Source organism: bacterium (assembly GCA_037200965.1).
Classification (GTDB): Bacteria; Patescibacteriota; Minisyncoccia; order Phycocordibacterales; family Phycocordibacteraceae; genus C7867-001.
Genome location: JBBCGK010000001.1, coordinates 497,696 through 512,101, shown reverse-complemented (window position 1 = coordinate 512,101; position 14,406 = coordinate 497,696). Strand labels below are relative to the sequence as shown.

The 14,406-nt window shown below is 57.0% G+C and carries 13 protein-coding genes; 10 read left to right on the top strand and 3 right to left on the bottom strand.

All coding sequences use genetic code 11. The features are described from left to right. Positions 1 to 2: 2 nt before the first annotated feature. On the bottom strand, positions 3 to 902 hold the full coding sequence (locus WDN10_02880) for a hypothetical protein (protein MEJ0053646.1): 900 nt from the start codon (positions 900 to 902) through the stop codon (positions 3 to 5). 75 nt (positions 903 to 977) lie between these two features. Between WDN10_02880 and glyA the strand changes: the two genes are divergently transcribed. From glyA to WDN10_02855, 5 genes are all read left to right on the top strand, one after another. Beyond that, a complete protein-coding gene (glyA, locus tag WDN10_02875) occupies positions 978 to 2,240 on the top strand; it encodes a serine hydroxymethyltransferase (protein MEJ0053645.1) in 1,263 nt (420 codons plus the stop codon). 124 nt (positions 2,241 to 2,364) lie between these two features. Further along, a complete protein-coding gene (locus WDN10_02870) occupies positions 2,365 to 2,877 on the top strand; it encodes a hypothetical protein (GenBank protein MEJ0053644.1) in 513 nt (170 codons plus the stop codon). Between the two features lie 70 nt (positions 2,878 to 2,947). Then, a complete protein-coding gene (argS, locus tag WDN10_02865; GenBank protein ID MEJ0053643.1) occupies positions 2,948 to 4,594 on the top strand; it encodes an arginine--tRNA ligase in 1,647 nt (548 codons plus the stop codon). Positions 4,595 to 4,856: 262 nt separating this feature from the next. Further along, a complete protein-coding gene (locus WDN10_02860; GenBank protein ID MEJ0053642.1) occupies positions 4,857 to 5,189 on the top strand; it encodes a hypothetical protein in 333 nt (110 codons plus the stop codon). Positions 5,190 to 5,413: 224 nt separating this feature from the next. Beyond that, the gene (locus tag WDN10_02855) at positions 5,414 to 6,307 is read left to right on the top strand and encodes a phospholipase D-like domain-containing protein (GenBank protein ID MEJ0053641.1); all 894 of its coding nucleotides are present in this window, start codon (positions 5,414 to 5,416) and stop codon (positions 6,305 to 6,307) included. 3 nt (positions 6,308 to 6,310) lie between these two features. On the opposite strand, the gene WDN10_02850 is transcribed toward WDN10_02855, so the two are convergent. Next, positions 6,311 to 6,892 (bottom strand): hypothetical protein, encoded by a 582-nt coding sequence (locus WDN10_02850; protein ID MEJ0053640.1) that lies wholly within the window; start codon positions 6,890 to 6,892, stop codon positions 6,311 to 6,313. After that, on the bottom strand, positions 6,892 to 7,197 hold the full coding sequence (locus tag WDN10_02845; protein MEJ0053639.1) for a dihydroneopterin aldolase: 306 nt from the start codon (positions 7,195 to 7,197) through the stop codon (positions 6,892 to 6,894). Before WDN10_02845 ends, WDN10_02850 begins: the two co-directional genes overlap by 1 nt. A gap of 119 nt (positions 7,198 to 7,316) precedes the next feature. Here WDN10_02845 and WDN10_02840 point away from each other — a divergent pair, with 119 nt between their 5' ends. From WDN10_02840 to WDN10_02820, 5 genes are read left to right on the top strand one after another with little or no spacing between them, the layout of a single operon-like run. Beyond that, entirely contained in the window at positions 7,317 to 7,982 is a 666-nt protein-coding gene (locus tag WDN10_02840) for a class I SAM-dependent methyltransferase (protein ID MEJ0053638.1), read from the top strand. A gap of 34 nt (positions 7,983 to 8,016) precedes the next feature. Beyond that, complete coding sequence (locus WDN10_02835) at positions 8,017 to 11,388, top strand: class I tRNA ligase family protein (GenBank protein MEJ0053637.1); 3,372 nt, start codon at positions 8,017 to 8,019, stop codon at positions 11,386 to 11,388. Beyond that, positions 11,378 to 11,938, top strand: coding sequence for a recombination protein O N-terminal domain-containing protein (locus WDN10_02830; GenBank protein ID MEJ0053636.1), 561 nt, complete (start codon positions 11,378 to 11,380; stop codon positions 11,936 to 11,938). Before WDN10_02835 ends, WDN10_02830 begins: the two co-directional genes overlap by 11 nt. Then, the gene (locus tag WDN10_02825; protein ID MEJ0053635.1) at positions 11,935 to 12,489 is read left to right on the top strand and encodes a sulfotransferase; all 555 of its coding nucleotides are present in this window, start codon (positions 11,935 to 11,937) and stop codon (positions 12,487 to 12,489) included. Before WDN10_02830 ends, WDN10_02825 begins: the two co-directional genes overlap by 4 nt. Positions 12,490 to 12,524: 35 nt before the next feature. Continuing rightward, complete coding sequence (locus tag WDN10_02820) at positions 12,525 to 14,399, top strand: hypothetical protein (protein ID MEJ0053634.1); 1,875 nt, start codon at positions 12,525 to 12,527, stop codon at positions 14,397 to 14,399. Positions 14,400 to 14,406: the final 7 nt, after the last annotated feature.

Sequence of the window (14,406 nt, the reverse complement as noted above, 5' to 3'; positions counted from 1 at the left end):
AGTCAGAAGATTTCCGCGTTGCTCCTGAGCTTACTTACCTTAAGTCCGCCCGCTTCCCAGTCGTAGTGGAGGGTTTTCTTGATGAAATCGTTGAACATGTGAATCTTGTCGCGCTCCAGGCGGTGGTACATCTTTTCGGAGAGCTTGCTTGAGAGCCGGAGCGACGGCCGGAACGGGACGGGAAAGGCGTAATAGGGGTAGAGATGCGCGTCCTTTTCCAGGTGCTCGACCAGGAGCACGTTCATGGGCTTCTTTATTTTTTCGAGGATAAGGTCAAGCCGGTGCGCGCCGTCGCAGACGATATAGAAGCTGAAAGCGCCGTTATGCCCGAGTCCGTAGTTGATGATCGGAACGTTCGAGTTGAATACGTCGAGGTGTTCGATCTTGCTCACCTCGTCTATATAAAACGAGCGCAGATAGCGGTCCGAGAGGCGGTGGAGTTTTCCGCGGGCGTCTTTAACGTGGAGGCCCTTGAAGCGTTTCAATAACTTCCCCAGATCAAGGTATCCGTCCCGGAGGTGAAAGGTGTGCTTTTCGATGACGGGCGGAAGGATATGGAAGTCCCCCCGGCCTTCCCACGAATACTCGACGGCGCCGCGCAGTTCGCTCATACGCACGTCGTGCCCGAGCAGGAACGAATCCACCTCCTCCAGAATCTTCGTCTGATTCTCGTAGATGGTCGGCTGCGGGGTAAAAAGGGGTTCGCGTCTTTTCCCGATCTTGATTTCCGGCGACCCTCCGGGCGAGCTTTGTGGGTAAACCGTCGTGATGGAGAAGCGCGCGTCCTCATAAGGCCGTACGGAGCTTCCGCGCCTATCATACACCCCGCGGAAAACGATCTGCCGGAGCATGTCCGCGGTGGACTTCGGAGAGTGGATGCGCGTGAGGGTGATAGCGCTCATATGCGTACGAAGTATAGCAAAGGAAGAAATGTTTCCATTTCTTGATATCGTGGTCTTTTGTGCCAAGATGGCAGGATGCATTTTCATACCATCGAGAAGGAAGATACCGCAGTCGCGGCAATTCTTCTGGCTGAGGAAGAACGGCAGACAGAGAGCCTCGAGCTCATCCCTTCGGAGAATTACGTCTCCCGCGCCGTCCGCGAGGCGATGGCAAGCGCACTTACCAACAAATACTCGGAAGGGTACCCCGGCAGGCGCTACTACGGCGGCCAGGAGTTCACGGATAAAATCGAGCTTCTCGCGATCGATCGGGCGAAGAAGCTCTTTGGCGCGGGCTTCGCGAACGTGCAGCCGCTCGGGGGGGCGAACGCGAACATCGCCGCGTACATGGCGCTTATGGAGCCGGGCGACACGATACTCGGGATGGATCTCTCGCACGGCGGACATCTCACGCACGGGAGCCCCGTGACCTATATCTCGAAGATATTCAATTTCGTACGGTACGGCATGAAAAACGCCGACACCGGCGAGATAGACTACGGCGCGCTTCTTGAGACCGCGAAGAAGGAACGTCCGAAAGTGATTCTTGCCGGGTTCTCCGCGTACCCGCGCGAGCTCGACTGGCAAAAGATCGCGGATGCGGCGAAGGAGGTCGGCGCCGTCGCGGTCGCCGACGTGTCGCATATCGCGGGGCTTATCGCCGGAGGCGCGGCAAAAAATCCCTTTGATTACGGTTTCGACCTCATGACGACCACGACGCACAAGACGCTGCGGGGACCGCGCGGCGGGCTCATCCTCACGCGCGAAGACGAGGTGCTCGCCAAAAAAATCGACAAGGCCGTGTTCCCGGGCCTTCAAGGCGGCCCGCACATGCATCAGATCGCGGCGAAAGCGGTCGCGTTTGGCGAGGCGCTCCGGCCCTCGTTCAAGACCTACGCGAAGCAGGTGGTCGACAACGCGAAAGCGATGGCGGAGGTTTTCACGTCGGGCGGTATGCGCCTCATCGCGGGCGGTACTGATAACCATCTCCTTCTGGCGGATGTGTCCGGTTCCCTCGGCCTCTCGGGAGGGGAAGCGGAGAAACTTCTCGATGCTGCGGGCATGACGCTTAATAAGAATATGATCGCCGACGACTCCAGGAAGCCCATGGACCCGTCCGGCATCCGCTTCGGCACGCCCGCAATCACGACGCGTGGGTTTGATGCAACAGACTCGAAACGCGTCGCGGAACTCATGCTTGAGGTCCTTGCCAAGCGCGACGAGGCGACCGTCGCCCGCGTGCGGGGAGAAATCCGGGCGCTCGCGCTTTTGCGCCCGATTCCAGAATCGTTCCCGTAGATTTCATCCGCCCTTCATCTCCTCTGAGTATGCTGTTACGCAGCCGCGCCCCGCGAATTGCGTAACGCAGGCGGGGCGTTCGGCTATGATCTCCATAGCCTTACCCACCCTAAACTTAACCTCCATGAGACGTACCGAACTCGCGTTTTTACGAACGACAGGGACGATTGCTGCCGGACTCGCCTTCGCCGTTCTTCCGGCCTTCGCGCTTGCGCACGACGATAACTCCGACAATAACCTCAAGATACCGGCCATCGATAAGACCACCGTCTCAATCTCGATTTCCGGCAACGGCTCGACGCTTGTCCGCGGGGCGAAAGTCACCGATATCTCGGACGATGTTATCACTGCCGTTACGGCCGTGAACGGCACCTCACTCACCTGGCGGATCGATACCGACGCCGACACTGATTTTGTGGAAGCGGACAGCTCCGGCTCTTCGCTTGGCGCGATCTCGGATGGTGACTATGTCAGCTTCAGCGGCATGCTCGACGGTGCGTTTGAAGTGAACGCCGACACCGTGCGCGATTGGTCGATCGGCGAAGCGAAGGACGGGCCGCGCTGGCCGTGGTATCGCCTCGACAAGTGGCCGGTCATGAACTTCTTCATGCACGCGAAAGCCGATAAGGACAGATAATTCCGCGCGTGCTTATGGAAACCCCGCCTGCGCGCTCGCGTCGGCGGGGTTTTCTGCTAGACTCGGCTCAATGGAAGAACGGATACGGAAGGCGGTGGCGGACAAGCTTGCGGAACTCGGAACGGTGGAGACCGCATTCGCGGTCGAGTGGCCCGCGGATCTTTCGCACGGCGATTTCGCCGTGAACGCCGCGATGGCGGCGGCCAAGAAGTTCGGGAAGAATCCGAAGGAAATCGCGGAAGAGATCGCGGAGGCGCTTCGCGCGGCACTGGGTTCCGATGCTTCCCGCGTCGAAGTCGCGGGACCGGGATTCGTGAACGTCACACTCTCTCGTGGCGCGGTCACCGAAGCGGTGTATAGAGCGCTCGCAGCCGGGGATAGATGGGGGAAGGGAGTCGAAGAAATAGGGAAGCGCGTCATCATCGAATATTCTGTACCGAATCCTTTTAAAGAGATGCACTTAGGGCATCTCGTCGGCACGGTGGTCGGCGAGTCGCTCTCGCGCCTTATCGAGAACGCGGGCGCGACGGTGGCGCGCGATACCTTCGGCGGCGATGTCGGCCCGAATGTCGCGAAGGCGCTCTGGGGACTGCGTAAGCGGGGTATTACCGAGCCGACGACGGCAAAAGAGATAGGCGAGGCATATATCGAAGGGTCGCGCGCTTATGAGGACGAGCCACGGGCGCAAGCGGAGATAGACGCCCTCAATCAAGCAATCTATGCGGGTACCGACCGCGAACTCATGGAGCTCTGGCGCAAGGGGAGGGAAGTTTCGATGAAAGAATTCCGCCGCATCTGGCAGCTTCTGGGGACACGCTTCGATTTTGAGTTTTTTGATAGCGATACAACGCAGCTTGGCATTAAGATCGTACATGAAGGTCTCAAGAAAGGAATCTTCGAAGAGAGTGATGGAGCCATAATCTACAACGGGGAGAATAAGGGAGTTCACACGATGGTTTTCATCACCTCGCATGATACTCCAACGTATGAAGCGAAGGATATCGGCTTCGCTTTCCTCAAGGAAGAGCGGTGGCCTTCCGACAAGGTCATCATCCTTACGGGCAATGAGCAGACCGGACGCTTCAAGACCGTGCTCGCGGCGCTTTCCGAAATAGCTCCGGAGCTTGCGCGCAAGATGGTGCATGTAGCGACAGGATTCCTCCGCCTTACGGCGGGAAAGATGTCATCGCGCGAGGGTAATGTCATAACCGCGGATGCCTTTCTGCGGGACGTTACCGAGAAAGTATTTGAGAAGAATGAGGATCCGTTTGTCGCGAACGAGGTTGCTGTAGGCGCAATCAAATACATGATATTGCGTCAGGTGCCGGGCTCCGACATCATTTTCGACAAAGAGAAGTCGCTGTCGCTTGAGGGGGATTCGGGGCCGTATCTCCAATACGCGCTGGTGCGCGCGAAATCCATCATCGCGAAGGTGGGCACAGCTGCAACGGGCGATGCCCCGGCGGAGCCGTACGTCATCGAGCGGCTGCTCATGCGCTTCCCGTCTATCGTCACCCGTGCTGCCTCCGCGCTTGCTCCGAATCAGGTTGTAACGTACCTCACCGAGCTTGCATCTGCATGGAACGCATTCTACGCGAAGGAGCAAATCATCGGCGGCGAGCACGAAGCGTACAAGCTCGAGGTCGCGCGGGTATTTGAGAAAACCATGGAACGGGGACTCTGGCTTCTTGGCATCAAGGCGCCGGAGCGGATGTAGCCGCTTGGAGGGCCAGTTTTGTAAAAGGGAATGCTGCGCGATTGAGAGATTGACTCGACGATCTCCTGAGGTATAGTAGCGGTAAGTACTCATCAGGCTGCGTGTCACTGATGAAGAACGGGGCATACACACGCTAGGGTTTATCCCTACGACCGCTTCGGCGGTTAAGGTTTCTGGCTTTCGCCAAACAAAAGCCTGCCACCCCAGCCTCTCTAACCAAAGCCTTGTTCGCAAGGCCTAAATTCAAAAAGGAGTCTCGCAAATGTCTGGTTGGCTGTATGCGCACTGGCCGCAACTCGTGACGGGTGCGGTAACGACTGTCGCACTGTGCTTCACTGCCTTGCTTGAAGCGATGCTCGAGAATCGCGGACGATCAACATTCTTTATTTCCTTGGTTTCGGTGTTCGTCCTCGCGCTCGGGTTCTTAATTATCGCCCATACAAGGCATCCGGAATGGTCTCTATCCGGCGATTGGTTGGCTCTGCGGCGCCCCGTATCTCTGGCGGATTTTGCCTGGGGGGCGTTGTTAATTCCCGGAGTGCTTTGTTCGATTAAGTTCAACGTCTGGTTTCTTAGGCTGCTGCGCCGTCGATAACGTCACCGGCCCCGAAAGAATCGAGAACTTGTCCGTACGGAAGGCAATCAATTAGAAGCGTATCTCGTTGTCGGGGCAGCCGTCGAGATCGGAAAGTCTTTAGACCCGCGCCAAAGGCGCGGGTCTCTTTTTGCGAGGAATGTAGATTTGCAGCGCAAGAGAACCTATAGACCGCACGCTGTCATTTTAAAAATATCTTAAGCAGCTTTTGCTAGAAACTCCGGATGGCATCCGGCTTTCGCACATACCTTCTTCGCCACAAAACTCTTCTCATCAGCGCTGTTTGTCTTGCGCTCATCTGCGCCTTCGTCGCGAAAGCGTACACCGAGCATCAGTTCCGCGTGGTCTATAGCCTCGACGCGCATAAGAACGACAAGGAGATTATCTCGCTTATCGACCAAGCAACCGAATATGTCTATTTCGCCATCTATACGTTCACCAAAGACGACATCGCCGACGCGCTCGTGCGCGCGAAGAAGCGGGGGTTGATCGTCGAGGGAATCGTCGATCGAGGGCAAGCGGGCGAAAGTTTCGAACAGGGAGTTATCAAAAAGCTCGTTGCGGCCGGAATATTGATCGCGACGCAGGCGCACGAAGACGGCATCATGCACATCAAGGCAATCGTGACGGACGCGGGATATGCGTCGGGCAGCTATAACTGGACGGCAAGCGCGACGAACGCGAACGACGAGCTGCTCGAGATCGGCACGAACGGCTACGTGCATGATCAGTACCTCGGGCTTTTGAAGAAGATCATCGCGGCTAATAAGGGCGGCGCGATACCGGTCGTTTCCGCGGCCAGTACTTCAAATCCGAGAGAAATACGGGGTACGTACGATTATGCGCAGGCGAAGAACCATATCGGGGAATACGCCGCCGTCACCGGCCGCATCGCGAAGGTCTATACCTCAAAAAGCGGCACGATCTTCTTCGACTACTGCTCTTCTTATAAGACGTGCCCCTTCAGTGCGGTCATATTCGCTTCCGCGGCGCGCGAGTTCGCCAACATTAAACAATATCAGGGCAAAACCCTCGTCCTCACGGGCGAGATCAGGGAATACCAGGGCAAGGCCGAGATCGTTATCGAGAGTCCGGAGCAGATTACTGTAAGCAAATAACTTTTATTTAAAGAGAGCAGAATAAAGTTCCAATCGACTTCGGTAAAACGCTTCAAGCACGTTCTCGTGCAACGGGAAGTGTTCGGTCAGGTGGTGATGCCCGCCTTCTCCGGAATCGAAAAGGATATGCGATTCGAGGTAGTGTCTGTAAAATCCAAATCCGAGAGCGTTCCAATCATGCGCATCGATTATCTTCCGGAAAATAAGCGTAAGCTCTTCCTCCCGAGAGAAGACCGTCATGGCTCTATCGGAAGGGGATAATGCTTCGACCGATCCCGTATAGCGCCGCGCCGATTCTTCTATCCCAGGATTCGATGGAACGATGCCAAATGTATTAATGAAATGTGCCAGATACTCCCAATGATCGCCGGGGCCGGAATAATCATCGAACGACATATTGTCCGTTTTCAGCTCCCCGTCTGCCATTTCCTTAAGACGGCTGTCATCTGGATAAAGTCTCATCGCTTCTCGCAGGCTGCTTGCGAATTCGACTGCAGTATATTTCGACAAAATAATGATGTCCTGCGGCACAGCCTGAGTCCAATCCAGGCCCGCAATCTGCGCCACCAGAGTTTTGTAGTTCATTATATTCCTTTTACCTTCCTGAGCGTAACGCTCGGATAGCCGCTGCCTTTCCATGCCTGGGGCTTCTTGACGGAAACTTGAACCGAGCATGCTTGTTTGTGCGCAAGCACAAGATCCATGATTTCGCTTGCCAACCGCTCTACGAGATTAAAGCTCTTCTCCTCGACGATAGTTTTAATCTCTTCCTTCAGGTCGAACCAATGAAATAGTGTCTCGTACATCGTCGCTTGTGCCGGGCAGGTCCGAACAGAGCTCGATTTCGATGTCGATTTCAAACGGCTGAGGAGACGTTCTTTCTTTTTCATAGACGCCGTGGCAACCATGAATACGAGCTCATTCAGGAGAATTTTCACGTAATTTACTCTACTACCAAAGGTTCATTTTGCAATGCTTCTATGCGTTGTTATGCTTTCCATATTGGAATATGGAGTACTCAAAGACAGTCACGGATTCCTACTACAAAGCGAAGAATTCCTTCAATGTTACGGACAAGCGTTCGCTCGAGATTCTCAACGAAATAGGCGTCTCTGGTAAGCGCATCTTGGACTTCGGGTGCGGCGATGGGAGGTACGCGATTCTCTTTCGAGACATGGGCGCGGCGGAAGTCATCGGTATTGATTCGAGCGCAGAAATGATAAGCCGTGCGCGTGAGGCCGCCTCAGATATCAACTTTATTGAAGCGGGCGGGGAGGCGATACCGTTTGAAGACGGATATTTTCAAGTGGTTTTCGCGAATTTCGTACTCCATCATTTTAAAAATGTACAGAGCCCGATTGCGGAGGTCGCGCGCGTTCTTGCGAACGGAGGATACTTCTTAGCAACATTCAATACTTTCGAACTAAGCGATCCTGTTCTTTATAACACCGAGATTCCTTTGCGCCTCGGAGATGAAACGGTTTATACGACTGTCCATAATCTTGCGAAGGCAGATAGCGAAATGCAAGAAGCCCTAGTAAGGGGCGGCTTCGATATTCTCTCGTTTGAAGAGATCAATCATCCGTTCTGCAACTTAGCACCATCTTATGAGTTTAAAAGTGCGGTAATAAAAGTTAAGACGATCATTTGTCTGGCCCAGAAAGTCACGGATTAGAAGCAAAAAACCCCGCATGATACGATAGGGGACTATGGCGGAGCCGCAAGAGAAATCGGAGGTCGCGAAGCGCGAGGAAGAGACGCTCGCGTTCTGGAAAGACGCCCGGATATTCGAGAAGACGCTTGAAAAGCCCGCTCCCAAAGGAGAATTCACTTTCTATGAAGGTCCCCCGACAGCTAACGGGAAACCCGGTATTCATCACATCGAGGCGCGTGCTTTCAAGGACGCGATACCGCGATACAAAACCATGCAAGGCTATCGTGTGGCCCGTCACGCCGGGTGGGACACGCATGGGCTTCCGGTGGAGCTCGAAGTCGAAAAGAAGCTCGGCTTTTCGGGCAAGAAGGATATCGAAACGTACGGCATAGCGGCGTTCAATAAGAAATGCCGGGAGAGCGTATTCAGCTATATCGACGAGTGGGCTCGCTTTACGACGCGCATCGGATACTGGGTCGACCAGAGTAAGGCGTATTTCACCTTCGACCCTTCCTATATGGAGGTGCTGTGGAATATCTTCGCGAAAATCGCGAAGGACGGGCGCGTCTACAAGGACTATAAGGTGGTGCCGTGGTGCCCGCGCGACGAGACGGCTCTTTCTTCCCATGAGCTTGCGCAGGGATATGAAGACGTGAAAGACCTTACGATAACGGCGAAGTTCAAGGCGATCGACCCGCAGAAGAACGGACTCCCTGGGAATACGCACCTGCTTGCATGGACCACGACGCCGTGGACGCTTCCGGGGAACGTCGGACTCGCGGTGGGTGGCGATATCACGTACGGCATATACGAGAAGGACGGCGAGAATCTCGTCGCCGCGACCGCGCTTGCGGAAAAACTGGGCCTTGGGAAACCGGCCGCCGAGCTTGCGGGAACGGTATTGACCGGGCTTCAGTACGAGCCGCTCTATCCGTTTGCGAAGGAGCTCGCGCCGGAGAGCGAGAAGCCGCGATTCGGTGCGGCTTTCAAAGTCTATGCTGCGGATTTCGTCACGACCACGGACGGCACCGGCATCGTGCATACGGCCGTTATGTACGGACAGGAAGACTTCGACCTTGGGAATCAGGTCGGTCTCCCGAAGGTCCATCTCGTGAATCCCCAAGGCAGGTTCGTGTCGGGTACCGGATTCCTCGAAAACCGGTTCGCTGCGGACGAAGACGTCGCAGTCGATATCGTCAAAGATCTTGCCGCGCGCGGACTCCTGTTCGCAAAGGGCAAGTACGAGCACTCGTATCCCTTCTGCTGGCGCTGCAAGACCCGTCTCATCTATTACGCGCGCGATTCGTGGTATATCCGCATGCAGGACCTGCGCGGAACGCTCGTCGAAGAAAACAACAAAATAGGCTGGGTACCGGCGCATATCCGCGAAGGAAGAATGGGGGAGTGGCTCGCGAACGCGAAGGACTGGGCGATATCGCGGGAACGGTATTGGGGCACTCCTCTGCCGGTGTGGCGAAGCGAAAATGGGGAGGAGCAGGTTGTCATCGGCTCCATCGAGGAGCTTAAGGCGCGGACGAAGAAAAGCGGGAATACATATTTCGTGATACGGCACGGCGAAGCCGAGAATAACGTCAAAAATATTCTCAGCAGCGTATTTCCCGGAACTTGCCACCTCACAGAGCAAGGAAGGACAGACGTACAGCGTGAAGCTGACAGGCTTACAACACAAAAGATTGATCTGATTGTCGTTTCTCCGCTCCTGCGAACGCGCGAGACCGCCGATATCGTTGCGCGCACGCTTAATCTTCCAGAATCCTCGGTTGTCGTTGATGAACGCTTTCGTGAATTCGACACCGGTACCTTCGAAGGCAAACCGCGCACTGAATTCTGGGCTGCGGTACCTACCATGGAAAGCTGGATGCAAGAAACTCTTTTGGGAGGGTTTGAATCATTCGTTTCCATAAAGCGACGTGTCGGTGAGGCGCTGTACGCTCTCGAGCGAGACTATAGCAGCAAAAACATTCTTATCGTTACGCATGATGCGGCGGCGCAGGCTCTTTTTGACGTTGCCTCCGGCAAATCGCGCGCGGAAATTCTCGCATATCAAGTCGAGAATGATTTTATCGAACATGCTAAGGCTAAGAAGTTTGATTTCGTTCCGCTCCCGCACAACGAAGACTACGAGCTCGATTTGCATCGTCCGTATATCGACGACGTCGTGCTTCTGTCCGACAAAGGCACGGAGCTTCGGCGCGTGAAGGAAGTAATGGATGTGTGGTTCGATTCCGGAGCGATGCCGTTCGCCCAAGGCGCGAATGAGAAAGGCGGCGCATCGCTTTCCGAATATCTGTCGGGTATCGCATATCCCGCCGATTACATCTCCGAAGCGATCGACCAGACGCGCGGCTGGTTCTATACCCTGCTTGCGGTCGGGACGCTCATGGAGCGCGGTACCGCGTATAAGAATGTCATCTGCCTCGGACACCTGCTTGATGCGAACGGACAGAAGATGAGCAAGAGCAAGGGCAATGTCGTCGAGCCGTTCGCCGAGATGGAAAAATGGGGCGTCGATGCGCTCCGGTTCTGGATGTACAGCGTGAACCGGGCGGGGGATTCGAAGAACTTCGACGAGAAGACGGTCAAGGAGGCGGTGCGCACTCTCAACTGGTTCGAGCAGAGTGCTCGTTTCTACGCTCTCTTCAAAGGCGAGACTCAGCATGCGGAAGGTACCCTGCAGCCGACAGATGTCTGGATGAACGCCCGGACGGCCGCTACGGCGCGTGAGGTTACGGAAGCGCTCGATGCGTACGAGCTGTATGACGCGACCCGTTCGGTATCAAGACTCTTCGAAGACCTTTCCCAATGGTACGTGCGGCGCATACGCGATCGCGTAAAGGACGGCGACGTCGCCGCGCTTAAGGTGCTGCGCGAGACGCTCCATACCGGAGCCCTGCTCCTGGCTCCGTTTGCGCCGTTTCTTGCCGAGGACGTATTTAAAACCGTCCGAAGCGAAAGCGATCCGGAAAGCGTGCACCTCGCTGACTGGCCTTCCGCAGCCGCCACGCCCGACGCCCGACTTATCGAAGACATGGCACGAGTGCGCTCGCTCGCGTCAGAAGCGCTCCAGCTTCGCCAGAAGGCCGATATGAAAGTGCGCCAGCCGCTCGCAAAGCTCTTTGTTCCGGGAGAACTGTCGTCCGAACTCGCGAAAATCCTTGCGGAAGAGGTGAATGTGAAGGAGGTGGTGACGGGAGCCGCCGGAATCTCGCTCGACACCGCGCTTACGCCCGGCCTCATTGCCGAAGGGGACGAGCGCGCGTTTACCCGCGCGGTGGCGGAGGCGAGGAAATCCCTCGGGCTTTCCCCGCAGGACGCCGCGCAGGCGGTGAAGGCCGAAGACGGCCCGTATGCGGCGGAGCTGTCGACCGGCACGGTGCGGTTCCGCCTGGACAGAAATGCGGCATAAGTACGGGACATCCGCTATCGTGCTCGCGCGCGCTCCGCTCTCCGAAGACAGCGCCCTCGTTACCCTCCTTACGACCGACCTCGGCCTCGTGCGCGCCCGTGCCCAGGGACTCAGAAAGCCGGGTGCGAAGCTTGCCGCCGCGCTCCAAACTCTTTCGGAAAGCGAAGTCATACTCGTTCGCGGAAAGGATGCCTGGCGGTTGTCGGGCGCGGTCCTGTCCCAAAACCGCTTCCAGGCCATGCCGCACGGCGCGCGCCTTAGGGCGGCCCGCGTTTCCGGCCTTATCCTCCGTCTCGTCGCGGGGGAGTCGGCCGACCCCGCTCTCTACGCGGTCTTCTCGGGTTTTCTTGAAGCGCTCGCATCGCGTCCCGAAAGCGAGCATGATGCTGCGGAGTGTCTTGCGGCACTCCGCATACTTCGGGCGCTCGGGCTCGATGCGGGAGCCGAAGCACCCGGCGCATTCGGCTCCGCGGAACTGGCAGCCATTAGCGCCAATCGCAGTTCCGTTGTGTCCCGCATCAACCGGGGCCTTACGGCATCGGGGTTATGAATAAGGTTTTCAATATAGGTTTCAATAAATCCGGCACAACCTCTCTTACCCGCGCATGCGAGGTGCTGGGTTTCCGGTCTCTTCACTGGTTGTACGAGGACAGGAGGCTGTGCGATGTTATTGAGGAAGAGAAGAGCCGAAACCGGCGTTTCTTCGAGTCTTTGGAAGACTATAATTTCTTTTCTGATTTCAACGGCAAATATTATTTCAGGGAACTGGACGAACAATATCCGGGAAGCAAGTTTATCCTCACTATCCGTGATCTCGAAGGCTGGCTTGATAGCAGGGAGAAACACGTCATCCGAAACCAGCGGGATCCGGATTACAAGCACGACTGGCTGACCGTGGACCGGAAAGCGTGGGCCGAAGACTATTGGAGATACCAGGCAGAACTCGATGCGTATTTCAAAGACCGGTCCGGCGATTCTCTTATCATGAATATAGCCGGAGGCGACGGATGGGATACGCTCGCCCCCTTTCTTGGGAAGGAAATTCCAACGGTTCCATTTCCGGTTGAAAACAGGGCTGCCAGCTTTGAAAATATTACATAAGTACCTTATGGACGCATGCGCTATACTCATACCGTATGCCCCCTGAAGAAGATGAAAGCAGCCTCGAGCGCGCCCGCAAGAAGCTCTATGCGCCCCAGATGGATATCGAGGCGCCGCGCCCGGACTTTCGCGGCCGGGATGCGCGCGATCTGCCGCACGCGTGGGAAGATGCGCCCGAAGTCATAAGAGATACGCACCGGCCTATGCGCTTCGCGACCAAATTCTTCATCTTCGCCCTGGTCTTTTTCATCGTCGCTGCGGGTGCCGCCGCATATCTGTTCCTTTCCGGAAGCCGCAGCGTCTCGGCCGATAACATCGCGATAGCGCTCCAGGGTCCCACATCGGTCGCCGGGGGAGACACGGTTCCGCTTTCGGTCACCGTCACGAACAGGAACCCGGTCGCGGTTACGAACGCCATCCTCACGATCGATTTTCCCGAAGGGACGCGCTCCGCGGACAACGTGCTTACGCCGCTCCCGCGCTACAGCGAGAACCTGGGCGCGCTCGCCCCGGGCGCTTCCGTTACGCGCTCGGTCAAGGCGGTCATCTTCGGGAAAGGGGGCGACCAGGTAGCGCTGCCCGTCACGCTTTCGTACGGCGCGCAGAATTCGAACGCGACGTTCATAAAGCAGTCATCGTACAGCCTCGCCATCTCGACGGCGCCGATCTCGGTTTCGGTTGCGACGCTCTCGGAAGCGGTATCAGGGAAGCCCATCACGCTCAATGTGACCGTGCGCTCGAACGCGACGACTCCCGTTTCGGGTGTGCTTCTCCAAGCCGCCTATCCGTTCGGCTTCAGCGTTTCCTCGACCAGCATCGCTCCGGAAGGCAATACATTCCCGCTCGGGACCCTTCAGCCGGGGGACACGAAGGAAATCAAGATCACCGGCATGCTCGCGGGAGGGCAGGGAGATACCCGCATTTTCCGCTTTACGGTCGGTACCGGAAGCCCGACGAACGCGCAGGCGCTCTCGCTCGCCTATATGACGCAGGACGCGACGGTGAAGATAGCGGCGCCGTTTCTTGCGACCACGCTTACGCTTAACGGCAGCACATCGACCCAGAGCACCGCGTCCGCCGGAGCTCCGATACAGGGCCGCGTGTCCTGGAAGAACGCGCTGTCGACCGCGATCACGAACGCGAGCATCGAGATAGCGCTTTCGGGCGCCGCGCTCGATCCCGGGAGCGTGCGCGTCGACCGCGGCTTCTTCCGCTCCGCCGACAACACGATCGTCTTCAACGGCCAGACCGATCCTTCGCTCTCTTCGCTTTCTCCGGGAGAATCCGGTATCGGCTCGTTCAGCTTCTCGACGCTTTCGGAAGGAAATCTCCGCAACCCGACGCTCACGCTCACTACTTCGGTCGCCGGAACGCGCGTCGGGGAATCCTCGGTTCCCGAAAGCGTGTCGTCGACGATGGTGAGCACCATACGGCTCGTGACCGCGCTCACGCTCGATTCCTACGGGCTCTACACGGCCGGGCCGTTCCTCAACATGGGACCCTTTCCGCCCGTGGCCAACAGCGAGACTACCTACACGATCGTCTGGAACGTGAAGAACAGCGCGAACGCGCTTGCGGGCGCGAGCGTCTCGGCGACGCTGCCGCCCTATGTACGCTTCACCGGCGCGACCTCTCCCGCCGACGGTTCCGTTTCCTATAACCCGTCGTCCCGCACCGTTACCTGGAGCGCGGGCGACATAGCCGCAGGCGCCTCGGCTCAGGCGATGTTCCAGATCGGCTTCACGCCAAGCGTCAACCAGCGCGGGGGAAGTCCGGTCTTGGTAAACGCGCCGACGATCACGGGCGTCGACCGTTTCGCGCAGGTGACGGTCACGGGACAGGGAAGCGTCGTCACGACGCAAATGGACCGCGATCCGGCGTACCGTCCGGACACGTCGGACGTGCAATAATCCGCGG

Bases quoted from the DNA above. Each gene is read 5' to 3' on its own strand.
- WDN10_02880 (MEJ0053646.1), bottom strand. From the start codon at position 902: ATGAGCGCTATCACCCTCACGCGCATCCACTCTCCGAAGTCCACCGCG.
- glyA (MEJ0053645.1), top strand. From the start codon at position 978: ATGCATTTTCATACCATCGAGAAGGAAGATACCGCAGTCGCGGCAATT.
- WDN10_02870 (MEJ0053644.1), top strand. From the start codon at position 2,365: ATGAGACGTACCGAACTCGCGTTTTTACGAACGACAGGGACGATTGCT.
- argS (MEJ0053643.1), top strand. From the start codon at position 2,948: ATGGAAGAACGGATACGGAAGGCGGTGGCGGACAAGCTTGCGGAACTC.
- WDN10_02860 (MEJ0053642.1), top strand. From the start codon at position 4,857: ATGTCTGGTTGGCTGTATGCGCACTGGCCGCAACTCGTGACGGGTGCG.
- WDN10_02855 (MEJ0053641.1), top strand. From the start codon at position 5,414: ATGGCATCCGGCTTTCGCACATACCTTCTTCGCCACAAAACTCTTCTC.
- WDN10_02850 (MEJ0053640.1), bottom strand. From the start codon at position 6,892: ATGAACTACAAAACTCTGGTGGCGCAGATTGCGGGCCTGGATTGGACT.
- WDN10_02845 (MEJ0053639.1), bottom strand. From the start codon at position 7,197: ATGAAAAAGAAAGAACGTCTCCTCAGCCGTTTGAAATCGACATCGAAA.
- WDN10_02840 (MEJ0053638.1), top strand. From the start codon at position 7,317: ATGGAGTACTCAAAGACAGTCACGGATTCCTACTACAAAGCGAAGAAT.
- WDN10_02835 (MEJ0053637.1), top strand. From the start codon at position 8,017: ATGGCGGAGCCGCAAGAGAAATCGGAGGTCGCGAAGCGCGAGGAAGAG.
- WDN10_02830 (MEJ0053636.1), top strand. From the start codon at position 11,378: ATGCGGCATAAGTACGGGACATCCGCTATCGTGCTCGCGCGCGCTCCG.
- WDN10_02825 (MEJ0053635.1), top strand. From the start codon at position 11,935: ATGAATAAGGTTTTCAATATAGGTTTCAATAAATCCGGCACAACCTCT.
- WDN10_02820 (MEJ0053634.1), top strand. From the start codon at position 12,525: ATGCCCCCTGAAGAAGATGAAAGCAGCCTCGAGCGCGCCCGCAAGAAG.